Source organism: Pseudomonas oleovorans subsp. oleovorans, assembly GCF_002197815.1.
Lineage (GTDB): Bacteria > Pseudomonadota > Gammaproteobacteria > Pseudomonadales > Pseudomonadaceae > Aquipseudomonas > Aquipseudomonas oleovorans.
The window spans coordinates 1-21,398 of record NZ_NIUB01000050.1; the positions used below are offsets into that span (position 1 = coordinate 1).

The window sequence follows — 21,398 nt, forward strand, 5'->3', positions numbered from 1 at the left end:
AGTACCTAACGAACTATCTGGGCTGGCGCCGCCTGCTTGAGCGCTACAAAACACAGCTCAACCCATTGATTTGCTTGAAAGAGGCGTTGGGGTATAGGGATATGCAACAGTTAACTCAGACATAGCCCTTTATAAAGGCACTGATCCAATCCCCAAAAGACTCAGATCAGCCGCGGAAAACCATATCAGATGCGTCCTCTTTGGCTTCGCTGCTCTCGGTCTCGGTGCGTCAAAAATCGCTTGCGAGGGCAGTAGTTGAGTCGCCAAGCCACCCAACATTACTCGCTGGCGAGACGCTCACAAATCATCGGCGCTGCGGCATACAGGCAGGAGTAGTGAGAAAGCCCCTCCATCCGCTCGATGCGCGCGTTGCTTGGGAGGCGCTCAGCCAGATACGCCGACATAGCGAAAGGCGACCAATTGTCCGCCGTGCCATGCCACAGGCTGACATTTGCCTCGCTTGGCTCAATCCGGCAACCTGACCTTTTTCTTCGCCTCGAACAGATTCCAGTTGGCCACGAATAGTGCCGCCACCAGCGGGCCGATCACGAAGCCGTTCAGACCCAGCAGGGCCAGGCCGCCGAGGGTGGAAATGAGGATCAGGTAGTCGGGCATGCGGGTGTCTTTGCCGATCTGGGATGCTGGAAGGCGTGAGGGCGATCCTTCGAAGGAGGCATGGCCATGCGTTACGAGGAAATCAAGGCGCTGTTCGACCAACAAGCGGCGGGCTACGACAAGCAATGGGCGGGGATGGCGCCGATTCGTGAGGCGCTGTATTTGCTGCTCGATGCGCTGTTCATCGACCTGCCGGCCGACGCGCGGATACTCTGCGTGGGCACCGGCACGGGGGCGGAAATCGCGCACATGGCCGAGGGCTTTCCGGGCTGGCGTTTCACCGCGCTCGACCCGTCCGGGCGATGCTCGATGTGTGCCGTCAGCGCGCGGAGCACGGTGGCTTTGCCCAGCGGTGCGACTTTCACGAGGGCTATCTGGATACGCCGGCGCCTGGGGCGGCCTACGACGGCGCTACCTGCTTTCTGGTGTCGCAGTTTCTGCTCGAACCGGCAGTGCGTAGCGCGTTCTTCGACCAGATCGCGCAGCGCCTGAAACCCGGCGGGCTGCTGGCCAGTGTCGACCTGGCGGCGGATATCCAGTCGCCGGCCTACGAGGTACTGCTGCCTGGCTGGATGACGCTGATGGCTGCGGCCGGGGTCGATGCGCAGATGCTGGAACGTGCGCGTGCAGCCTACGCCCGTGACGTGGCGGTGTTACCGGCGCAGCAGGTGGCTGGCATCATCCAGGCCGCCGGTTTCGATGCGCCGGTGCAGTTTTTCCAGGCCGGGCTGATGCACGGCTGGGTAAGCCGGCGCGCAGCCGATGCTTGAGCGGTTCTACTCGTGACGCGTGCGGCGGTCGCGGTCGCCTGGGTAGTGGCGTTCGAAGGGCAAGGGCAGTAGCCAGGCTTCGCGGCGGATGGTCCAGAGTTCGTAGGTGGGGGTGAACTGGTTCGGTTCGTCCAGCGAGCCGACGTTCACCTCGACTTCATCCCCCGAGCGTGCGAACACCGGCGAGCCGCAGTGCGGGCAGAAGTCGCGGCGGGCGTACTGGTCGTTTTCGCCCTCTACCTTCACCGCGTCCTGCGGGAATATCGCCGAGGTGTGGAATAGGGCTCCGTGGTGCTTGCAACAGTCCATGCAGTGGCACACGCCGACCCGATAAGGCTGGCCGCTGGTTTCGAAACGCACCTGGCCGCAGAGGCAGCCGCCGGTGAGGTGGGGCATGGCGATGTTCTCCTGTTTCGTGTGCAGGGACTGAGAACATCGCAGGGGATGGTGTGATGCTCGCCAGTTAAGAGCAGTACGATGACTCTGTAGGAGCCCGCTTGCGGGCGATCCTGATAGAAGCATCGCCCGCAAGCGGGCTCCTACGGTTCGAGATCAAGTTCCTGCTCGATCTTCGCCCATTCCGGCTTCAGGGCGCGGCGCAGGTAGGCGATGAAGAGTCGGTCGCGCAGACGGCGCAGGGTGGAGTTCCGTCGCGCTGCCTGGGCTTGCTCGATGGTTGCGCTCAGCCAGGCGCTGTCGAAGCCTGTCCAGATCGGTGGGATGGGCGCGAGCATGTTGGAGTAGCACGCGGGAGCGACGTCCTGGTAGAAGGCGGCTTGTACTGTGGCACGGTCGAAACCTGCCACCTGACGGGCGATGTATCCGTAGTCGACTTCGGTGTCGACGAATACGTCCGATAGCGCCGACCACAGATAAATGCGTTCTTCGCGGGTCATAAGCCTGCTCTGCCCAATGCAGCGTAATCGGTGGCGAGAATGTAATGGCTGGCGCGCATCCTGGCCATTGGCGCGGGCTGCTGCGAAGGCCTGGTGGGATGTATCATCGGGCACATAGTTGCATGACTGAATCTGCCCGTGAGCGTCGACCGTGCAAGCGCTGTTTTCGTATCCGTGGCCGTAGACGCGGCCCGCTATCTGCGAGTGATGACACCATGATCGAGGTAACCGAAGTTTCCATTGCCGAGCTGCGCGCGGCGCTGGAGTCCGGCCGCACTACTGCGGTCGAACTGGTCAAGGCCTATCTGGCGCGTATCGACGCCTACGACGGCGCGGATACGCCGACCCGGCTCAACGCGGTGGTGGTGCGCAATCCCGACGCGCTGAAGGAGGCCGAGGCCTCCGATGCGCGCCGCGCTCGCGGCGAGACGCTGAGCCCGCTCGATGGCATTCCCTACACCGCCAAGGACAGCTACCTGGTCAAGGGCCTGACAGCGGCCTCCGGCAGCCCGGCGTTCAAGGATCTGGTGGCGCAGCGCGATGCCTTCACCGTCGAGCGCCTGCGCGCGGCCGGCGCCATCTGCCTGGGCAAGACCAACATGCCGCCGATGGCCAATGGCGGCATGCAGCGCGGTGTCTATGGCCGCGCCGAAAGCCCGTATAACGCCGATTACCTGACGGCCCCGTTCGCCTCGGGCTCGTCCAATGGTGCCGGCACCGCAACCGCCGCCAGTTTCTCCGCGTTTGGTCTGGCCGAGGAAACCTGGTCCAGCGGGCGTGGCCCGGCGTCGAACAACGGGCTGTGCGCCTACACGCCGTCGCGCGGGGTGATCTCGGTGCGCGGCAACTGGCCGCTGACGCCGACCATGGACGTGGTGGTGCCCTATGCCCGGACCATGGCCGACCTGCTGGAAGTGCTCGATGTGGTGGTGGCCGACGATGCCGACAGCCGCGGCGACCTGTGGCGTTTGCAGCCCTGGGTGCCGATCCCGAAAGCCTCGGAGGTGCGTCCCGCGTCCTACCTGGCGCTGGCGGCCAAGGCCGATGCGTTGAAGGGTAAGCGCCTTGGCGTGCCGAAGATGTTCATCAACAAGGACGAAGCCGCTGGCACCAGCGAGAATCCGGGCATTGGCGGCCCGACCGGCCAGCGCATCCACACCCGGCCGACGGTGATCGCCCTGTGGGAAGCGGCGCGCCAGGCACTGGAAGCGGCCGGCGCCGAGGTGGTGGAAGTCGACTTCCCGCTGGTGTCCAACTGTGAAGGTGATCGCCCCGGTGCGCCGACCGTGTTCAATCGCGGCATCGTCACGCCCGAGTTCCTGCATGACGAGCTGTGGGAGCTGAGCGGCTGGGCATTCGACGATTTCCTGCAGGCCAATGGCGATCCCAAGCTCAATCGTTTAGCCGATGTCGATGGCCCGCAGATCTTCCCGCACGACCCCGGCACCCTGCCGAACCGCGAGGGCGACCTGGCGGCGGGCATGGACGAGTACGTCAATATGGCCAAGCGTGGGATCAAACCCTGGGACCAGATCGCTACGCTGCCCGACGGCCTGCGCGGTCTGGAGCGCACGCGCAAGATCGATCTGGAAGACTGGATGGATCAACTGGGCCTGGATGCGGTGCTGTTCCCCACCGTGGCCGACGTGGGCCCGGCGGATGCCGACGTGAACCCGGCATCCGCCGATATCGCCTGGAGTAACGGTGTGTGGGTGGCCAATGGCAACCTGGCGATCCGTCACCTGGGCGTGCCGACCGTCACCGTGCCGATGGGCGTGATGGCTGATATCGGCATGCCGGTGGGCCTGACCTTCGCCGGCCGTGCCTATGATGATTCGGCGCTGCTGCAACTGGCGGCCGCCTATGAGTCGACCGGCAGCAAACGCCTGGTGCCGCCGCGTACGCCGGCGTTGGGGTGAGTGCCCGCAAGGGCTGTAGGAGCGGCGCCCTCGCCGCGAAAAGGCTTGGCCGACAGTTGTGTAGGAGCGAGCGTCGCTAGCGAACCGCTTTTCGCGAGCAGAGCTCGCTCTACAGAGGCACATCGATCCAGCCCTCTCCCCCGGCCCCTCTCCCGTAAACGGGAGAGGGGGAAAGCCGCGCTGGCTCAGTGGGAGGGGCTTCAGCCGCGACTGCTGTAGAGCCTGTCGCCGCTAAAGCGCCTCCCACGGCTTGTGGCGCTCCACAATTTAGCGCGTAGGGCGGGTGCAACCCGCCATCTCCATTCTGGCGGGTTTCACCCGCCCTACGATGTATCGGTCACCTGTGAATTGAAGAGGGGAGGCAAGCCGTGCTGGCTCAGTGGGAGGGGCTTCAGCCGCGACGGCTGTAGAGCCTGTCGCCGCTAAAGCGCCTCCCACGGTTTGTGGCGCTCCACAATTCAGCGCGTTGGGCGGGTGCAACCCGCCATCGCCATTCTGGCGGGTTTCACCCGCCCTACGATGTATCGGTCACCTGTGAATTGAAGAGGGGAGGCAAGCCGTGCTGGCTCAGTGGGAGGGGCTTCAGCCGCGACAGCTGTAGAGCCTGTCGCCGCTAAAGCGCCTCCCACGGTTTGTGGTGCTCCACAATTCAGCGCGTAGGGCGGGTGCAACCCGCGATTGCCATTGCGGCGGATTACACCCGCCCACGAGATGACGCCCTATCGTTACTGCCGCAAATCCACCGCCGGTGCGCCTTGGCCGTCGAACAGCTGGCTTGGGGTGCTGGGCAGGATGCTGGGGCGGCCGTTGTCCGGGCCGCCGTTGCCGATGATGCGAATGTCGCTGTACTTCTTGCCTGACAGTGCAGCCAGGCCGGCGCCATCGCGGACGATGGTCGGCCGCAGGAAGACCATCAGGTTGCGTTTGATATGAGATTCGCGGGTGGAGCGGAACAGCCCACCGAGCAAAGGAATGTCGCCCAGCAGTGGCACCTTGGAGATGGCCTGGGTGACGTCGTCCTGAATCAGCCCGCCAAGCACGATCACCTGACCGTCGTCGGCGAGGATGATGCTCTTGATCGAGAGCTTGTTGGTCACCAGATCGACCGCCTGGGCGTTGCGCCCGGTGCTGGGGGCGATGGAGGAGATTTCCTGCTCGATCTCCAGGCGCAGGGTGGCACCTTCGTTGATGCTTGGCGTGACCTTGAGGGTCACGCCGATGTCCTGGCGTTCGATGGTGGTGAAGGGGTTGCCGGCACCCGAGGCGTCGGTGGTGTAGGAGCCGGTCTGGAAGGGCACGTTCTGCCCGACGAGGATTTCCGCTTTCTGGTTGTCCAGTGTCAGCAGGCTCGGCGTGGACAGCAGGTTGCTCTTGCTGTTGGCCGAGAGTGCGGTGATCAGTGCGCCGAAGCGGTCGCTGCCGATGCCGATGATAGCGCCGTCGGGCAGGGTGAGGTCTTCCGGTATTTCGTCACTTTGCAGGATCTGCAGCACGCTGCCCACCGACAGACCGGTGCCGGCGAAGTTGACCCGCCCAGGCCGCCGCTGCCGCCGCTGCCGCTGCAGGTGTTGAGTGCGCCGGAGTTCGCCCAGGTGCTGGGTGCGGCCTATCAACACGATTCCGCTTCCATGCAATTGGCCGAGGACATCGGCGGCAGTTTCGATCTGGCCTCGCTGGCCGATCAGGTGCCGGAAACCGAAGACCTGCTGGAGCAGGAGGACGATGCGCCGATCATCCGCCTGATCAACGCCATCCTGGGTGAAGCGATCAAGGAAAACGCCTCCGACATTCACCTGGAAACCTTCGAGAAGCGCCTGGTGGTGCGCTTTCGCGTCGACGGTATCCTCCGTGAGGTGCTCGAGCCCAAGCGCGAGTTGGCGGCGCTGCTGGTCTCGCGGGTGAAGGTCATGGCGCGGCTGGACATCGCCGAGAAGCGCGTGCCGCAGACGGACGCATCTCGCTCAAGGTCGGCGGGCGCGAGGTGGACATTCGTGTGTCCACATTGCCTTCGGCCAACGGCGAGCGGGTGGTGCTGCGTCTGCTCGACAAGCAGGTCGGGCGCCTGTCTCTGCAGCACCTGGGCATGCGCGCCGAGGACCGCAAGCTCATGGAAGAGACGGTGCGCAAGCCGCACGGCATCCTGCTGGTCACCGGCCCCACCGGCTCGGGCAAGACCACCACGCTGTTCGCCAGCCTGCTCAGCCTCAACGACCACACGCGCAACATCCTCACTGTCGAAGACCCCATCGAGTATCACCTCGAAGGCATCGGCCAGACCCAGGTCAACACCAAGGTGGACATGACCTTCGCCCGCGGCCTGCGCGCCATCCTGCGCCAGGACCCGGACGTGGTGATGGTCGGCGAGATCCGCGACAAGGAAACCGCCGAGATCGCCGTGCAGGCTTCGCTGACCGGCCACCTGGTGCTGTCGACGCTGCACACCAACAGCGCCATTGGCGCCATCACCCGTCTGGTGGACATGGGCGTGGAGCCCTTTTTGCTGTCGTCATCGCTGCTCTGCGTGCTGGCCCAGCGCCTGGTGCGGGTGCTGTGTCCGTCGTGCAAGGAACCCTATGCGGCCGATGAGGCCGAATGCGCGCTGCTCGGTGTGCCGGCCAGTTCGCCGCCGACGCTTTACCACGCCCGTGGTTGCGCCCATTGCCATCAACAGGGCTATCGTGGGCGTACCGGCATCTACGAACTGGTGGTCTTCGATGAAACCATGCGCACTCTGGTGCACAGCCGTGCTTCCGAGCAGGACATGACCCGTCATGCCCGCACGCTGGGCCCGAGCATCCGTGACGATGGCCGGCGCAAGGTGCTGGAAGGGGTGACCACGGTCGAGGAAGTGCTGCGCGTGACGCGAGAGGAATGATGGCGAGTGGGATGTTGGCATTGGCTCTTGTGGGAGCGGCTGGGCGGCATTCCGCTTCGGCCGCGCGTGATTGTGAATCGCGGCTGAAGCCGCTCCTACATTATTTACAGTCGGAGCGATTTGCCAATGGCTGCCTTTGAATATATCGCCCTGGACGGGCGCGGCCGCCAGCAGAAAGGCGTGCTGGAAGCCGACAGTGCGCGCCAGGTGCGCCAGTTGTTGCGCGAGCGCCAGTTGGCGCCGCTGGAGGTCAAGGCCACGCGCAGCCGCGAGCAGGACAGTGGCCAGGCGCGCCTGGGTTTTGTACGTGGTCTGTCGGCGCGCGATCTGGCGCTGGTCACTCGCCAGTTGGCGACGCTGATCCAGGCGGCGCTGCCCATCGAAGAGGCGCTGCGCGCGGCTGCCGCGCAATCCACCAATTCGCGTATTCAGGGCATGCTGTTGGCGGTACGTGCCCGCGTGCTGGAAGGCCACAGCCTGGCCGGCAGTCTGAAGGAATTTCCGGCCGCTTTTCCCGAGCTGTACCGCGCCACGGTGGCAGCGGGTGAGCATGCCGGGCACCTCGGTCCGGTGCTGGAGCAATTGGCCGACTACACCGAACAGCGCCAGCAGTCGCGGCAGAAGGTGCAGCTGGCGTTGCTCTATCCGGTGATCCTGATGTGCGCCTCCTTGCTGATCGTCGGCTTTCTGCTCGGCTACGTGGTGCCGGACGTGGTCAAGGTATTCGTCGACTCGGGGCAGACCCTGCCGGCGCTGACACGCGGGCTGATCGCCCTGAGCGACTGGGTCAAGGCCTGAGGGCTGGTTGCCCTGGTGGCGCTGATACTGACGGTCGTCGCCTTGCGTGCAGCCCTGCGTGACGAGACGTTCAGGCTGCGCTGGCATCGATTTCTGCTGCGCATACCGCTGGTCGGACGGCTCGGGCGTGCCACCGATTGCACGCGTTTTGCCTCGACCCTGGCGATCCTCACCCGCAGTGGTGTGCCGCTGGTGGAGGCGCTGGCGATTGCCGGCGAGGTGATCGGCAACCGGGTGATCCGTGGCGAGGTGCTGGTGGCGGCGCAGAAGGTGCGCGAAGGTGGCAGCCTGACCCGCTCGCTGGAGGCCACCGGCCAGTTCCCGCCGATGATGTTGCATATGATCGCCAGCGGCGAACGCTCCGGTGAGCTGGATCAGATGTTGGCGCGCACGGCGAAGAATCAGGAGAACGACCTCAGTGCACAGATCGCTCTGCTGGTCGGCTTGTTCGAGCCGTTCATGCTGGTATTCATGGGGGCAGTGGTGCTGGTGATCGTATTGGCCATCCTGCTGCCTATTCTTTCTTTGAACCAAATGGTGGGATAGCAGGTGAGAAAATCTCAGGCGGGCTTCACGCTCATCGAAATCATGGTGGTGGTGATTCTGGGCATTCTGGCGGCGCTGGTGGTGCCGCTGGTGATGAGCCGGCCGGACCAGGCCAAGGTCACCGCCGCGCAGAACGACATCCGCGCCATCGGCGCCGCGCTCGACATGTACAAGCTCGACAACCACAACTACCCCAGTACCCAGCAGGGCCTGGAGGCGCTGGTGAGCAAGCCGAGTGGTAACCCACAAGCGAAGAACTGGAACAAGGACGGCTACCTCAAGCGCCTGCCCATCGATCCGTGGGGCAACCCGTATCAGTACCTGGCACCTGGAACCAAGGGCGCCTTCGATCTGTATTCGCTTGGCTCCGACGGCAAGCAGGGTGGCAGTGACCTGAACGCCGATATCGGCAACTGGGATCTCTGACCCGACCATGCCGTCGTTCGCCTGTGGGAGCGAGCGTCGCGAGCGAAGCGTTCGACATCGCTCATGTTCGCGAGCAGAGCTCGCTCCTACGGTAAAGGCGCAGCGTGGCTTCACCCTGATCGAGCTGCTGGTGGCCCTGGCCATCTTCGCCCTGATTGCCGCCAGCGTGCTGACTGCCAGCGCACGCAGCGTGCGTACGGCCAGCCAGCTTGAGAACAAGACCCTGGCCATGTGGGTGGCGGACAACCGACTGACCGAGCTGTAACTGGCCGACACGCCACCGGCTGATGGCCGCGACCAGGGCCAGGTGGAGTTCGCCGGTCGTCGCTGGTCGTGGCAGAGCGAAATCCAGGCCACCAGCGAGCCGGCCATGCGTCGCGTGACGCTGTGGGTTGCCGCTGAAGAACGCGGTGCCAGCGGTGATCTGCGTGAGCGGGCGCTGGTGACCCTCAGCGGTTTCCTGGGGGCGCCGCAGTGATCTGCCTCCTTCGTAGGAGCGAGCTCTGCTCGCGAATCCGTGGCGACGCCATTTCGCTCGCTCCAGCCCGTAGGATGGGCCGGGCGGCGCTCCGCTTCAGCCTACCAACAGCGGCCAGCCTTGGTGGGCTAAAGCCCACCCTACCAACTGGTGACCCTCAGCGGTTTTCTGGGGGCTCCATGATGTGTTGGAGCGCTCAGCGCGGCTTTACCCTGCTCGAGCTGCTGATTGCCATTGCCATCTTCGCCCTGCTGGGCCTGGCCACCTACCGCATGCTCGACAGCGTGCTCAGCGCCGATGCCGTCACCCGCGAGCACGAACGCCAGTTGCGCGAGTTGACCCGCGCCCTGTCAGCCTTCGAGCGCGATCTGCGCCAGGTGACGGTACGGCCGATTCGCGATGCTTTCGGTGATGCCCAGCCGGCGCTGCACGGCGATCTGGCTGATGCCACGGCGCTGGAGCTGAGTCGCGTCGGCTGGCGCAACCCGCTCGGCCAACCGTGTGCCGAGGTGCAGCGGGTGCGTTGGCAGCTCAGTGGTGAACAGTGGCAGCGGCGTTACTGGCGCGTGCTGGATCGCGCGCAGGACAGCACGCCGCAGATCCAGCAGGCGCTCGATGGCGTCGAGTCATTGAGCCTGCGTTATCTGGACAAGGATGGCCAGTGGCAGCCTGACTGGCCGCCAGCCAATGCCTCTGGCGACGGTTTGCTCACCGAGCTGCCGCGCGCTGTGGAACTGCGCCTGTAGCATCGCCACTATGGCGAATTGCGCCGTCTGCTGCGCCTGCCCGATCTGCCGGCGCAGAACGCTGCCGGCGCGCCGCCAGAGGATTTGAACGAGGTGCCGCAATCATGAAGCGGCAGAAGGGGGTGGCGTTGATCACCGTGCTGCTGGTGGTCGCCGTGGTCACGGTGGTGTGTGCCGGGCTGATCGCCCGTCAGCAGCTGTCGATCCGCAGCAGCGCCAACCAGTTGCACGTGACCCAGGCCTGGCACTACGCCCTGGGGGGCGAGACGCTGGCCAAGGCGATGCTCGAGCGCGACTTGCGCCATGGCGATCCACGTCAGCCGGTTGATCACCTGCTGGAACCTTGGGCCAGGCCGTTGACGTTCCCGCTGGATGAAGGCGGCGAGCTACGGGTACGCATCGTCGACCCCAACGGCCGCTTCAACCTCAACAGCCTGGTGCGCCAGGGGCGGCCCAACGAGCTGGCGGTGCTGCGCCTGCGCCACCTGCTGTCGCGTCTGGGCATCGATAAACCCTATGCCGAGCGCCTGCTGGACTGGCTCGATAGCGACAGTGAGTTGCAGGGCAGCAATGGCGCCGAGGACGGCCAGTACCTGCTGGCGACACCGCCTTACCGGACGGCCAATCGCGAGATCACTGATGTGTCCGAACTGCGCCTGCTGCTGGAGATGGAGGAGGCCGACTACCGGCGCTTACTGCCCTTCGTCAGTGCGCTGCCGAGCGAGGCGCTGCTCAACGTCAACACGGCCAGCGCGATGGTGCTCTCCAGTCTGTCCGACGGCTTGAGCCCGGATGCGGCCATGTCGCTGATTGCCGGGCGCGGCGCCGAAGGCTATCCCAGCGCTGCGGCCTTCGCTGCCCAGCCTGCGCTTGCCGGCCTGGGCGAGCAGGTGGTGCAGGGGCTGGCGGTCGGCAGCCGGTATTTCGAGGTGTTCAGCGAGGTGAACCTGGGTGAACCTGGGTGAACGCCGGGTGGTATTGCGTAGCCTGCTGCAGCGCAGCAATGATGGCCAGGTCAGTGTCCTGGCGCGTGAACTGGGGCAGGGCGGTATGCCGCCACGGCCCATCGAGGAAGAACAAGAATGAACCCGACATGGATTTTTCTGCCGCCTGAGGCGTGCCACGCGCTCTCAGCGGATCTATCCGTGCAGCGCGTCACGGCAGACGGCAGTCGCACGCTCGGTCTGGCCGAGGCCCTGGCCGATTTGCCGGCACACTGGCAACTGGTGCTACCGGTTGAGGCGGTCACCGCCTGCGCCGTGCAACTGCCGACGCAGAAGGCGCGCTGGATGCGCCAGGCGCTGCCGTTCGCGGTGGAGGAACTGCTGGCCGAAGATGTCGAGTTGATGCACCTGGCGCTGGGTGAGCAACTGGCCGATGGCCGTCACCGCGTCTATGCGCTGCGCGCCAGCTGGCTGCGCGAGTGCCTGGCCCTGTGCGCGGCGCAACCGCCGCAGGCGATTCGCGTCGATGCCGATCTGCTGCCACGCCAGGGCAGTCAGCTGCTCTGGTTGCAGTCGCGCTGGTTGCTCGGTGGCGAGGCGCCCTGGCGCCTGGCTTTGCAGACTGAGGACTGGCCAGCGCTGGCAGGCCGTTGCCCATCGCCATGCATCGCCAGTGCGCCAGCTGGGCAGGTGCTGCCCGAGCCGGTGGATGAGGTGCATCTGCTGGAGGACGCGCATCAATGGCTGGTGCATCAGGGCAACGGCGTCGATCTGGCTCAGGGGGAGTTCGCCCTGCGCCAGAGTGGTGACAGTTGGCGGCGTTGGCGCCCGCTGGCGGGGGTGTTGGCACTGTGCCTCGTGCTGCAGTGGGGCTTCAATTTCGCGCAGGGCTGGTACCTGCAGCGCGAAGCCGATGCTTATGCCGCGTCCAGCGAGGCGCTGTACCGCGAGTTGTTTCCTCAGGACAGCAAGCTGATCAACCTGCGTGCGCAGTTCGATCAACATCTGGCGCAGTCCACGGGCGGCGATAGTCCGGTGCTGGGCCTGCTGGCCGAAGTAGCGGCGGCGCTGCAGGCCGATGGCGCAGCGCTGGTGCAGGTCAATCAGCTCGATTACAGCGCGACTCGTGGCGATCTGTCGTTGCAATTGCAGGCGCCGGGTTTTGCCGAGCTGGAGCGTTTGCGTGAGCGTCTGGAGGAATCCGGCCTGTCGGTGCAGATGGGCTCGGCCAGCCGTGAAGCCGAGGGTGTCAGTGCACGCGTGCTGATAGGAGGATGATGGGCATGTCGAGGACGGGGTTGAGCGAAAGTCTGCAATTGCACTGGCAGCGTTCGCCGCTGGCGCAACGCTGGCAAACGCTGCCGGCACGTGATCGTCTGGCACTCTTGGCGCTAAGCGTTTTCCTGCTGTTGGTGCTGTTCTATCTGGCGTTGTGGCAGCCGGTGCAGCGTCAGGCTCAGGCCGCACGTGCCGCGTTCGAAGAGCAGTGCGCCCTGTTCGCCTATATGCAGAGCCGTGCGCCACAGGTGCAGGGGCGCGACCTGCAGCCACGCGCCAGCCTCGACCCGGCGCGCCTGCAGGGCGTGGTCACGGCGAGTGCGGCGCAGCAGGGGCTGGTGATCGAGCGTCTGGATACCGAGGGTTTTGGTGCGGTGCAGGTCAACCTGCAGCCGGTGGCGTTCGCTCAGTTGCTGCGCTGGATTCAGGCGCTGGAAGAGCAGGGCGTGCGCGTTGAGGAAGCCGGGCTGGCCCGCGCCGAGGAAAACCATGTGATAGCGCGGCTTGGCTTGCGTGTGGGTGAGTGACTCGTGCGCTATTGATCGTCACTCCCGCGAAGGCGGGAGCCCAGGTGTTGCGTAACGCCTGGTTTCTCGCCTTCGCGGGAATGACGGCTACTCCAGTGCGTGGTCGTGTACCGATGCGCACCCTACGGTTTGCATGGCGCCACGGTAACAGCGCGCACCCGATTGGGCGGTTAGGGAACGTTGGTGCGCCGATACGGTGCCATTTACAACACTGGATGACACACGAAAGCGGCGTTGAAGCCCATGAAACGGGCTTTTGCTGATTGATGGCCTGAGTATTGCTGTAGATATCCGTTTATGCTTTTTGCTTGATCACTCCTTTTGCGGGCTGTCAATATCTGCGCCCGGCGCTTCTGGTGCTTCTGTAATTAGTTGTCGCATTGAGGAAATATCGCCTCATTGCCTGCCGCTAGAATGCCGCACACCCAGCCAAGGCCCCTTTGTCGCTTGTCCACCACGACAGCGCAGCACCGCCTTCTACAATCCATAAAAGGCCCGGGCCCCTCACTGCCATCGATGTCATACCCAATTCGAAGGAGCAAAGAATGAAGAAGATCGCACTGCTTGGCGCCCTGGCGCTGTCCCTGATGTCGCCCCTGGCCATGGCCGAGAAGCCGCTGCGCATCGGCATCGAGGCGGCTTACCCGCCCTTCGCATTCAAGACTCCCGATGGCCAGATTGCCGGCTTCGACTACGACATCGGCAACGCCCTGTGCGAAGAGATGAAGGTCGAGTGCAAGTGGATCGAGCAGGAATTCGACGGCCTGATCCCGGCCCTGAAAGTGCGCAAGTTCGACGCCGTGCTGTCTTCTATGTCGATCACCGAAGACCGCAAGAAGTCCGTGGACTTCACTGGCAAGTACTACGCCACGCCGGCCAAGCTGGCGATGAAGGCCGGTACCGAGATCAAGGACCCGCTGGTCGACCTGAAAGGCAAGAAGATCGGCGTGCAGCGCTCGTCCGTATATGACCGCTACGCCACCGACATCTTCGCCCCGGCTGGCGCTGAAGTCGTGCGCTACAGCTCGCAGAACGAAGTGTTCCTGGACATGCAGTCCGGCCGCCTGGACGCCACCCTGGCCGATTCGGTGAACATCGATGACGGTTTCCTCAAGACCGACGCAGGCAAGGGCTTCGCGTTCGCCGGTCCGGACTTCACCGACGTGAAGTACTTCGGCGAAGGTCAGGGCATCGCCGTGCGCAAGGGTGACAAGGCGCTGGCCGACAAGATCAGCGCCGCCATCCTGGCCATCCGCGCCAACGGCAAATACAAGGAAGTGCAGGACAAGTACTTCGACTTCGACGTTTACGGCGAGTAAGCGTCCCAGATAGATGAAGTGGCACTAACCTTTTGAGGTTGTGCCACTTTTTTCTTGGTTCTGCGGGGTCGTTAAATACCAATCCGGGTATTCAACCTGCGGCCCGTCGCGTGAGCGACATGAATTTTCTTTGTGCTAGGCGGCGCCTGGGGTGCCTGAGAGGTATTAGCGCATGCTTCAAGGCTACGGCTCGACCATTCTCGATGGTGCCTGGCTCACCCTGCTTCTGGCGCTGACGTCCATGGCAGTGGCGATCTTCCTCGGCCTGCTGGGTGCGGCCTTTCGTCTGTCGCCGATCCGCTGGCTGGCGGCGTTGGGTGATACCTACGCCACGGTGATTCGCGGGATTCCCGACCTGGTGCTGATCCTGCTGATCTTTTACGGCGGCCAGGACATGGTGAACCGTATCGCGCCGATGCTCGGTTATGACGATTACATCGACATCAACCCCTTCGTCGCTGGCGTGTTCACCATGGGCTTCATCTTCGGGGCCTATCTGTCGGAGACCTTCCGCGGTGCCTTCATGGCGATCCCCAAGGGGCAGGCGGAAGCCGGTGCGGCCTATGGCATGAGCGGGATGCAGGTATTCTTCCGCATTCTCGTGCCGCAGATGATCCGTTTCGCCATTCCCGGTTTCACCAATAACTGGCTGGTGCTGACCAAGGCCACCGCGCTGATTTCCGTGGTTGGCCTGCAGGACATGATGTTCAAGGCCAAGAGCGCGGCCGACGCGACGCGTGAGCCGTTCACCTTCTACCTGGCGGTGGCTGGGCTGTATCTGGTGCTGACCAGCGTTTCCTTGCTGGCGCTGCGTTTCCTCGAGAAGCGCTACTCGGTGGGTACCAAGGTGGCTGACCTATGATCTTCGACTATCAAATGATCTGGGAGAACCTGCCGCTGTACTGGGGCGGCGTGCTGGTGACCCTGAAAATCCTGCTGATCTCCCTGGCGTTCGGCCTCAGCCTGGCGCTGCCATTGGCACTGATGCGGGTGTCGAAATCGCCCTGGGTCAACTTCCCGGCCTGGCTCTACACCTACGTGATTCGCGGCACGCCGATGTTGGTGCAGCTGTTTCTGATCTATTACGGGCTGGCCCAGTTCGAGTTCATTCGTGACAGCTTCATGTGGCCGTATTTCTCCAGCGCGACCTTCTGCGCCTGCCTGGCGTTTGCCATCAACACCAGCGCCTACACTGCGGAAATCCTCGCCGGCAGCCTCAAGGCCACGCCGCCGGGTGAGATCGAGGCGGCCAAGGCCATGGGCATGTCGCGAGCCAAGTTGTACCGGCGCATCCTGCTGCCGTCGGCGCTGCGCCGTGCGCTGCCGCAGTACAGCAATGAAGTGATCATGATGCTGCACACCACCTCGCTGGCGTCGATCGTGACCCTGATCGATATCACTGGCGCGGCGCGTACCGTCAGTTCGCAGTACTACATGCCGTTCGAAGCCTTCATCACCGCCGGCCTGTTCTATCTGGCGCTGACCTTCATTCTGGTGCGCCTGTTCAAGCTGGCCGAGCGCCGCTGGCTGGTCTACATGGCCCCGCGCAAGGGCTGATGCCATGACGATTCAAGAGAACCCGAACATGTACAAACTCGAAGTTCAGGACCTGCACAAGCGCTACGGCAGCCATGAAGTGATCAAGGGTGTGTCGATGGCGGCCAAGGCGGGCGATGTGATCAGCATCATCGGCTCCAGCGGCTCGGGCAAGAGCACCTTCCTGCGCTGCCTGAACCTGCTGGAACAGCCGCACGCCGGCAAGATCCTGCTCAACAACGAAGAGCTGAAGCTGGTGCCGGCCAAGGATGGTTCGCTGCGTGCAGCCGATGCCAGGCAACTGCAGCGCATGCGCTCGCGCCTGGCCATGGTGTTCCAGCACTTCAACCTGTGGTCGCACATGAGCGCCCTGGAGAACGTCATGGAAGCGCCGGTGCATGTGCTGGGCATGAACAAGGCCGAAGTCCGTGACAAGGCCGAGCATTATCTGGCCAAGGTCGGTGTGGCGCACCGCAAGGGCGCCTACCCGGCGCACATGAGCGGTGGCGAGCAGCAGCGCGTGGCCATTGCCCGCGCACTGGCGATGGAGCCGGAAGTGATGCTGTTCGACGAGCCGACCTCGGCGCTCGACCCGGAGCTGGTCGGCGAAGTGCTCAAGGTGATGCAGGACCTGGCCGGTGAAGGCCGTACCATGGTGGTGGTGACCCACGAAATGGGTTTTGCCCGCGAGGTGTCGAACCAGTTGGTATTCCTGCACAAGGGGCTGGTGGAAGAGCGCGGTTGCCCGAAGGAAGTGCTGGCCAATCCGCAATCCGAGCGGCTCAAGCAGTTTCTTTCCGGCAGTCTCAAATAATAAGAAGCTAGACTGCGCACTTAACTGGTGCGTTGAACCCATTGAATAGACGCTAATGACCCCCCATCGAATCGGCTTTCTCTATTGGCCCGGCACCAAGGCTTTGACGTTGTCTCTGGCAGAGGAAGCCCTGCGTGTCGCCCAGCGGGTGCATCCGGAAGTGGTCTACGAGCTGGTGTTTCTCCAGGCTGAGCCGCTGGCGGCCGGTGACTGGCGTCTGCCGGGCGAGCCCTGGGCCGGGCATATGGACGGCCTGGACAAGCTGTTCCTGCTGGCCGATGTGCCGCCGGCGCAGGTGTCTGCCGGGCTGGCCGCTGCGCTCAAGCAGCAGGTGCGCAGCGGTTGTGTGATTGGCGGGCTGTCTGCTGGGGTCTATCCGCTGGCGCAGCTCGGTCTGCTTGATGGTTACCGCGCGGCGGTGCACTGGCGCTGGCAGGACGACTTCGCCGAGCGCTTCCCCAAGGTCATCGTCACCAGCCATCTGTTCGACTGGGACCGTGATCGCCTGACCGCCTGCGGCGGCATGGCCGTGCTCGATCTGCTGCTGGCCGTGCTGGCGCGCGATCACGGCGCCGAGCTGGCCGGTGCGGTGAGCGAGGAGTTGGTAGTCGAGCGCATTCGTGAGGGCGGTGAGCGTCAGCGCATTCCGCTGCAGAATCGCCTCGGCTCCAGCCATCCGAAGCTGACCCAGGCCGTGCTGCTGATGGAAGCCAACATCGAGGAGCCGCTGACCACCGACGAGATCGCCCAGCACGTGTGCGTATCGCGTCGTCAGCTGGAGCGCATCTTCAAGCAGTACCTCAACCGCGTGCCCAGCCAGTATTACCTGGAACTGCGCCTGAACAAGGCGCGGCAGCTGCTGATGCAGACCAGCAAGTCGATCATCCAGATCGGCCTGTCCTGCGGCTTCTCCTCGGGTCCGCACTTCTCCAGCGCCTACCGCAACTTCTTCGGCGCCACGCCGCGCGACGATCGCAACCAACGCCGCAGCAACAGCCCCTTCGAGCTGACGTCGACGCCGGTCGAGCGCGGTTGATCCGTCTTGTAGGAGCGAGCTCTGCTCGCGAACCGGGGGGTAACGCCAAAGCTTCGCGAGCAGAGCTCGCTCCTACACTGCAGTAGCCCGGATGAAATCCGGGGCGATCGGGTGTCAGTCCCGGATTGCATCCGGGCTACGCAGGCAGGACTTTCGATACCGATCGGTCAGCCTGCGGAGATTTTTTCCTGTGGCGTGCTCCAGGCGGCGATCTGCGATTAAACTGCGCCTTTCCGACGCTTTCTGTCGCTTGGACGAAAACCCGCGGAAAACCTGGGGTGGCGCTGTAAGAAGTTGTCGCATGGCGACAATGCCTGCCCCGATTCAGTCCCTACAATCCTTGTATTCCCTGTCGTTTCGGGCGCTTCGTCGCCTCTCTGCGGCCGGTATTTCTCATCAGGAGAGCTTTGATGTCCGTTCAGCACGATGCGGTGCAACGCGCCGATTTCGACCAGTTCATGGTCCCCAACTACGCCCCTGCTGCCTTCGTCCCCGTGCGCGGCCTGGGTTCGCGAGTCTGGGATCAGAGTGGTCGAGAGCTGATCGACTTCGCCGGCGGCATCGCCGTCAACGTGCTTGGCCACTGCCACCCGGCACTGGTCGCGGCGCTGACCAAGCAGGCCAATACCCTGTGGCACATCTCCAACGTGTTCACCAACGAGCCGGCCCTGCGTCTGGGCAAGAAGCTGGTCGAAGCGACCTTCGCCGAGCGCGTGTTCTTCTGCAACTCCGGCGCCGAGGCCAACGAGGCCGCGTTCAAGTTGGCGCGTCGTGTTGCCCATGACCGCTTCGGCCCGGAAAAGCACGAGATCATCGCGGCCACCAACAGCTTCCACGGCCGCACTCTGTTCACCGTCAGCGTTGGCGGTCAGCCGAAATACTCCGACGGTTTCGGGCCGAAGATCCAGGGCATCACCCATGTGCCGTACAACGATCTGGACGCGCTGAAAGCCGCCATTTCCGACAAGACCTGTGCCGTGGTGCTGGAACCTGTGCAGGGCGAGGGCGGCGTGCTGCCCGCCGACAAGGCCTATCTTGAAGGCGCCCGCGAGCTGTGCAACGCGCACAATGCGCTGCTGGTGTTCGATGAAGTACAAAGCGGCATGGGCCGTACCGGCGAGCTGTTCGCTTATATGAATTACGGCGTGGTGCCGGACATTCTCTCCAGCGCCAAGAGCCTGGGCGGTGGTTTCCCCATCGCGGCGATGCTCACCACCACTGACCTGGCCAAGCACTTCTCGCCCGGCACCCACGGCACCACCTACGGCGGCAACCCGCTGGCCTGTGCAGTCGGTGAGGCGGTGCTGGATATCGTCAACACCCGCCAGACACTGGACGGTGTGAAGACCAAGAGCGAGCAGTTCAAGACGCGCCTGCTGGCTCTGGGCAAGCAGTACGGTCTGTTCGAGCAGGTACGTGGCATGGGCCTGCTGCTTGGCTGCGTACTCAACGAGGCGTGGATGGGCAAGGCCAAGCAGGTGCTCGATGCCGCTACTGCCGAGGGTCTGATGATTCTGCAGGCCGGCCCGGACGTGGTGCGTTTCGCTCCGAGCCTGGTGGTCGAAGATGCCGATATCGACGAAGGCCTGGCTCGTTTCGAACGTGCGCTGAGCAAACTGACGGCCGCCTGAGTCCTTGCTGACTGACTGTGGGAGGGGCTTTAGCCGCGACAATCGCCGCTGAAGCGCCTCCCACGGTTGTTCGCCTGACCCTGGCTGCGAGTCCTATAGATTCCGTGTTTTAGAAGGAGTGACCCATGCTGGTGATGCGCCCTGCGCAAATGGCGGACCTGGCCGAAGTGCAGCGACTGGCTGCTGACAGCCCGGTAGGTGTCACTTCATTGCCGGACGATGCAGACCGGCTGGGCGACAAGATCGCCGCCTCGGATGCGTCATTCGCCGCCGAGGTCAGTTTCAACGGCGAGGAGAGCTACTTCTTCGTCCTCGAGGACACCGAGAGCGGCCGCCTGGTTGGCTGTTCCGCCATCGTCGCCTCGGCGGGATATTCCGAGCCCTTCTACAGCTTTCGCAACGAAACCTTCGTGCACAACTCGCGTGAGCTGAAGATCCACAACAAGATCCACGTGCTGTCGCTGTGTCATGACCTGACCGGCAACAGCCTGCTCACCAGCTTCTACGTCGAGCGCCCGCTGGTCAGCAGCGTATTCGCCGAGCTCAATTCGCGCGGGCGCTTGCTGTTCATGGCCGGTCACCCAGAGCGTTTCGCCGATGCCGTGGTGGTGGAGATCGTCGGTCACAGCGACGAGAACGGTGATTCGCCGTTCTGGGACGCGCTGGGGCGCAACTTCTTCGACATGACCTACGCCGAGGCCGAGCGCCTGTGCGGGTTGAAGAGCCGCACCTTCCTCGCCGAGCTGATGCCGCATTACCCCATCTATGTGCCGCTGCTCTCCGACGAGGCGCAGGAGGCCATGGGCCAGGTGCATCCGCGTGCGCAGATCACTTTCGACATCCTCATGCGCGAAGGCTTCGAGACCGACCACTACATCGACATCTTCGACGGTGGCCCGACCCTGCATGCGCGTACCTCGGGCATCCGCAGCATCGCGCAGAGCCGCCTGGTGCCGGTGAAGATCGGCGAGGCCGAGGCGGGCGGGCGCCAGTATCTGGTGAGCAACGGCCAACTACAGGATTTCCGCGCCATCGTCGCCGATCTCGACTGGGTGCCGGGCAAGCCTGTGGTGCTCAGCGCACAGGTGGCCGAGGCCCTGGGTGTCGGCGAAGGCGCCAGCGTCAGGTTGGTAGCGGTTTAACAGGCTCTCTCCGGCTGGAGAGGGCGCCCTTCAAGGGCAGAGGAGAGTGCCGGCGGCGCTCTTGAGGAATCTGGAGGCTTTATGATCGTTCGTCCCGTGCGCAGTGCCGACTTGCCGGCCCTGATCGACCTGGCTCGCAGCACCGGCGCTGGCCTGACCACGCTGCCGGCCAACGAGGAGCGCCTGGCACATCGGGTCGGCTGGGCGGAGAAGGCTTTTCGTGGCGAGGCCGAACGTGCCGATGCCGACTACCTGTTCGTCCTCGAAGACGATGCCGGCAAGGTGGTGGGCATTTCTGCGGTGGCCGGCGCCGTCGGCCTGCGCGAGCCCTGGTACAACTACCGGGTCGGCCTGACCGTCAGCGCTTCTCAGGAGTTGAACATCCATCGCCAGGTGCCGACGCTGTTCATGGCCAACGACCTGACCGGCAACTCCGAACTGTGCTCGCTGTTCCTGCATGCCGATCACCGCAGCGGCCTCAACGGCCGCCTGCTGTCGAAGGCGCGCTTTCTGTTCATCGCCGAGTTTCGCGAGCTGTTCGGCGACAAGGTGATCGCCGAGATGCGCGGTATGTCCGACGAGCGTGGGCGCTCGCCGTTCTGGGAAAGCCTCGGTCGGCATTTCTTCAAGATGGAGTTCTCCCAGGCGGACTACCTCACCGGCGTCGGCAACAAGGCCTTCATCGCCGAGTTGATGCCCAAGTTTCCGCTCTATACCTGCTTTCTGTCCGAGGATGCACGTGCCGTGATCGGCCGTGTGCACCCGGACACCGAACCGGCGCTGGCCATGCTCAAGGCCGAGGGTTTCAGCTACCAGGGCTATGTCGACATCTTCGACGCGGGCCCGGCTATCGAGGCGGAAACCGCGAAGATCCGCGCCGTGCAGGGCAGCCAGAATCTGGTGCTGGCCATCGGTACGCCGGGTGATGATGCCGAGCCGTTCCTGGTGCATAACCGCAAGCGCCAGGACTGCCGTATCACTGCTGCGCCTGCGCGTCTGGCAGCCGGCACCCTGGTGGTCGATCCGCTGACGGCCAAGCGTCTGCGCCTTTCCGCGGGTGATCAGGTGCGCGCCGTGCCGTTGGCGGCGCACCGCTGAGTTA

Annotated in this window: 14 protein-coding genes and 9 pseudogenes; 19 read left to right on the forward strand and 4 right to left on the reverse strand. The window is 64.1% G+C overall.

Annotation, left to right across the window (positions count from 1 at the left end; all coding sequences use genetic code 11):
* Positions 1-125: pseudogene (locus PSOLE_RS23960) on the forward strand (IS1595 family transposase); the annotation flags it as partial.
* 340 nt (positions 126-465) lie between these two features.
* On the opposite strand, the pseudogene PSOLE_RS23965 reads toward PSOLE_RS23960, so the two are convergent.
* Positions 466-633 (reverse strand): annotated as a pseudogene (locus PSOLE_RS23965) (AI-2E family transporter); the annotation flags it as partial.
* Between the two features lie 48 nt (positions 634-681).
* On the opposite strand from PSOLE_RS23965, the pseudogene PSOLE_RS21050 reads away from it, so the two are divergent.
* A pseudogene (locus PSOLE_RS21050) lies at positions 682-1,385 on the forward strand (class I SAM-dependent methyltransferase).
* 6 nt (positions 1,386-1,391) lie between these two features.
* Here PSOLE_RS21050 and PSOLE_RS21055 read toward each other — a convergent pair.
* Positions 1,392-1,781 carry a GFA family protein gene (locus PSOLE_RS21055; protein WP_074860068.1) on the reverse strand — a complete coding sequence of 130 codons (390 nt, stop codon included), beginning with the start codon at positions 1,779-1,781 and terminating at the stop codon, positions 1,392-1,394.
* 143 nt (positions 1,782-1,924) lie between these two features.
* Positions 1,925-2,281, reverse strand: coding sequence for a DUF7079 family protein (locus tag PSOLE_RS21060; RefSeq protein WP_003461909.1), 357 nt, complete (start codon positions 2,279-2,281; stop codon positions 1,925-1,927).
* Positions 2,282-2,496: 215 nt separating this feature from the next.
* Between PSOLE_RS21060 and PSOLE_RS21065 the strand changes: the two genes are divergently transcribed.
* Complete coding sequence (locus PSOLE_RS21065; RefSeq protein ID WP_074860070.1) at positions 2,497-4,200, forward strand: amidase; 1,704 nt, start codon at positions 2,497-2,499, stop codon at positions 4,198-4,200.
* Between the two features lie 725 nt (positions 4,201-4,925).
* Here the strand turns inward: PSOLE_RS21065 and PSOLE_RS21070 are convergent.
* A pseudogene (locus PSOLE_RS21070) lies at positions 4,926-5,752 on the reverse strand (type II secretion system protein GspD); the annotation flags it as partial.
* Between the two features lie 31 nt (positions 5,753-5,783).
* Between PSOLE_RS21070 and gspE the strand changes: the two are divergent.
* The 16 genes and pseudogenes from gspE to astA all read left to right on the forward strand — a co-directional run.
* Positions 5,784-7,075: pseudogene (gene gspE, locus PSOLE_RS21075) on the forward strand (type II secretion system ATPase GspE); the annotation flags it as partial.
* A gap of 126 nt (positions 7,076-7,201) precedes the next feature.
* Positions 7,202-8,419 (forward strand): annotated as a pseudogene (gene xcpS, locus PSOLE_RS21080) (GspF family T2SS innner membrane protein variant XcpS).
* 3 nt (positions 8,420-8,422) lie between these two features.
* Positions 8,423-8,845: a type II secretion system major pseudopilin GspG gene (gspG, locus tag PSOLE_RS21085; RefSeq protein WP_088339346.1), complete on the forward strand. Its 423-nt coding sequence runs from the start codon at positions 8,423-8,425 to the stop codon at positions 8,843-8,845.
* A 91-nt stretch (positions 8,846-8,936) separates the two neighbouring features.
* A pseudogene (gene gspI / locus PSOLE_RS21090) lies at positions 8,937-9,323 on the forward strand (type II secretion system minor pseudopilin GspI); the annotation flags it as partial.
* 179 nt (positions 9,324-9,502) lie between these two features.
* Positions 9,503-10,177: pseudogene (gene gspJ / locus PSOLE_RS21095) on the forward strand (type II secretion system minor pseudopilin GspJ).
* Positions 10,174-11,155 (forward strand): annotated as a pseudogene (gspK, locus tag PSOLE_RS21100) (type II secretion system minor pseudopilin GspK). The pseudogenes gspJ and gspK overlap by 4 nt, the downstream one beginning before the upstream one ends.
* Positions 11,152-12,291 carry a type II secretion system protein GspL gene (gene gspL, locus PSOLE_RS21105; protein ID WP_074860074.1) on the forward strand — a complete coding sequence of 380 codons (1,140 nt, stop codon included), beginning with the start codon at positions 11,152-11,154 and terminating at the stop codon, positions 12,289-12,291. The pseudogene gspK and the gene gspL overlap by 4 nt, the downstream one beginning before the upstream one ends.
* Complete coding sequence (locus PSOLE_RS21110; RefSeq protein ID WP_371920562.1) at positions 12,291-12,818, forward strand: type II secretion system protein M; 528 nt, start codon at positions 12,291-12,293, stop codon at positions 12,816-12,818. The genes gspL and PSOLE_RS21110 overlap by 1 nt, the downstream gene beginning before the upstream one ends.
* A 545-nt stretch (positions 12,819-13,363) precedes the next feature.
* Positions 13,364-14,137 (forward strand): ABC transporter substrate-binding protein, encoded by a 774-nt coding sequence (locus tag PSOLE_RS21115; protein ID WP_017677554.1) that lies wholly within the window; start codon positions 13,364-13,366, stop codon positions 14,135-14,137.
* Positions 14,138-14,309: 172 nt separating this feature from the next.
* Positions 14,310-14,999 (forward strand): ABC transporter permease, encoded by a 690-nt coding sequence (locus PSOLE_RS21120; RefSeq protein WP_017677553.1) that lies wholly within the window; start codon positions 14,310-14,312, stop codon positions 14,997-14,999.
* On the forward strand, positions 14,996-15,694 hold the full coding sequence (locus tag PSOLE_RS21125) for an ABC transporter permease (protein WP_074860077.1): 699 nt from the start codon (positions 14,996-14,998) through the stop codon (positions 15,692-15,694). Before PSOLE_RS21120 ends, PSOLE_RS21125 begins: the two co-directional genes overlap by 4 nt.
* Before the next feature lie 28 nt (positions 15,695-15,722).
* Positions 15,723-16,487 carry an ABC transporter ATP-binding protein gene (locus PSOLE_RS21130; RefSeq protein ID WP_074860079.1) on the forward strand — a complete coding sequence of 255 codons (765 nt, stop codon included), beginning with the start codon at positions 15,723-15,725 and terminating at the stop codon, positions 16,485-16,487.
* 55 nt (positions 16,488-16,542) lie between these two features.
* Positions 16,543-17,523: a transcriptional regulator ArgR gene (argR, locus tag PSOLE_RS21135; protein ID WP_074860081.1), complete on the forward strand. Its 981-nt coding sequence runs from the start codon at positions 16,543-16,545 to the stop codon at positions 17,521-17,523.
* Positions 17,524-17,933: 410 nt separating this feature from the next.
* Positions 17,934-19,154 carry an aspartate aminotransferase family protein gene (locus PSOLE_RS21140; RefSeq protein ID WP_074860084.1) on the forward strand — a complete coding sequence of 407 codons (1,221 nt, stop codon included), beginning with the start codon at positions 17,934-17,936 and terminating at the stop codon, positions 19,152-19,154.
* 125 nt (positions 19,155-19,279) lie between these two features.
* Positions 19,280-20,296, forward strand: a complete 1,017-nt coding sequence (gene aruF, locus PSOLE_RS21145) for an arginine/ornithine succinyltransferase subunit alpha (RefSeq protein WP_017677548.1) — start codon at positions 19,280-19,282, stop codon at positions 20,294-20,296.
* 81 nt (positions 20,297-20,377) lie between these two features.
* Positions 20,378-21,394, forward strand: a complete 1,017-nt coding sequence (gene astA / locus PSOLE_RS21150) for an arginine N-succinyltransferase (RefSeq protein ID WP_074860086.1) — start codon at positions 20,378-20,380, stop codon at positions 21,392-21,394.
* Positions 21,395-21,398: the final 4 nt, after the last annotated feature.

Bases quoted from the DNA above. Each gene is read 5' to 3' on its own strand.
- PSOLE_RS21060 (WP_003461909.1), bottom strand. From the start codon at position 2,281: ATGACCCGCGAAGAACGCATTTATCTGTGGTCGGCGCTATCGGACGTA.
- PSOLE_RS21120 (WP_017677553.1), top strand. From the start codon at position 14,310: ATGCTTCAAGGCTACGGCTCGACCATTCTCGATGGTGCCTGGCTCACC.
- PSOLE_RS21065 (WP_074860070.1), top strand. From the start codon at position 2,497: ATGATCGAGGTAACCGAAGTTTCCATTGCCGAGCTGCGCGCGGCGCTG.
- argR (WP_074860081.1), top strand. From the start codon at position 16,543: ATGACCCCCCATCGAATCGGCTTTCTCTATTGGCCCGGCACCAAGGCT.
- PSOLE_RS21125 (WP_074860077.1), top strand. From the start codon at position 14,996: ATGATCTTCGACTATCAAATGATCTGGGAGAACCTGCCGCTGTACTGG.
- PSOLE_RS21140 (WP_074860084.1), top strand. From the start codon at position 17,934: ATGTCCGTTCAGCACGATGCGGTGCAACGCGCCGATTTCGACCAGTTC.
- PSOLE_RS21055 (WP_074860068.1), bottom strand. From the start codon at position 1,781: ATGCCCCACCTCACCGGCGGCTGCCTCTGCGGCCAGGTGCGTTTCGAA.
- aruF (WP_017677548.1), top strand. From the start codon at position 19,280: ATGCTGGTGATGCGCCCTGCGCAAATGGCGGACCTGGCCGAAGTGCAG.
- astA (WP_074860086.1), top strand. From the start codon at position 20,378: ATGATCGTTCGTCCCGTGCGCAGTGCCGACTTGCCGGCCCTGATCGAC.
- PSOLE_RS21130 (WP_074860079.1), top strand. From the start codon at position 15,723: ATGTACAAACTCGAAGTTCAGGACCTGCACAAGCGCTACGGCAGCCAT.
- gspL (WP_074860074.1), top strand. From the start codon at position 11,152: ATGAACCCGACATGGATTTTTCTGCCGCCTGAGGCGTGCCACGCGCTC.
- PSOLE_RS21115 (WP_017677554.1), top strand. From the start codon at position 13,364: ATGAAGAAGATCGCACTGCTTGGCGCCCTGGCGCTGTCCCTGATGTCG.
- PSOLE_RS21110 (WP_371920562.1), top strand. From the start codon at position 12,291: ATGGGCATGTCGAGGACGGGGTTGAGCGAAAGTCTGCAATTGCACTGG.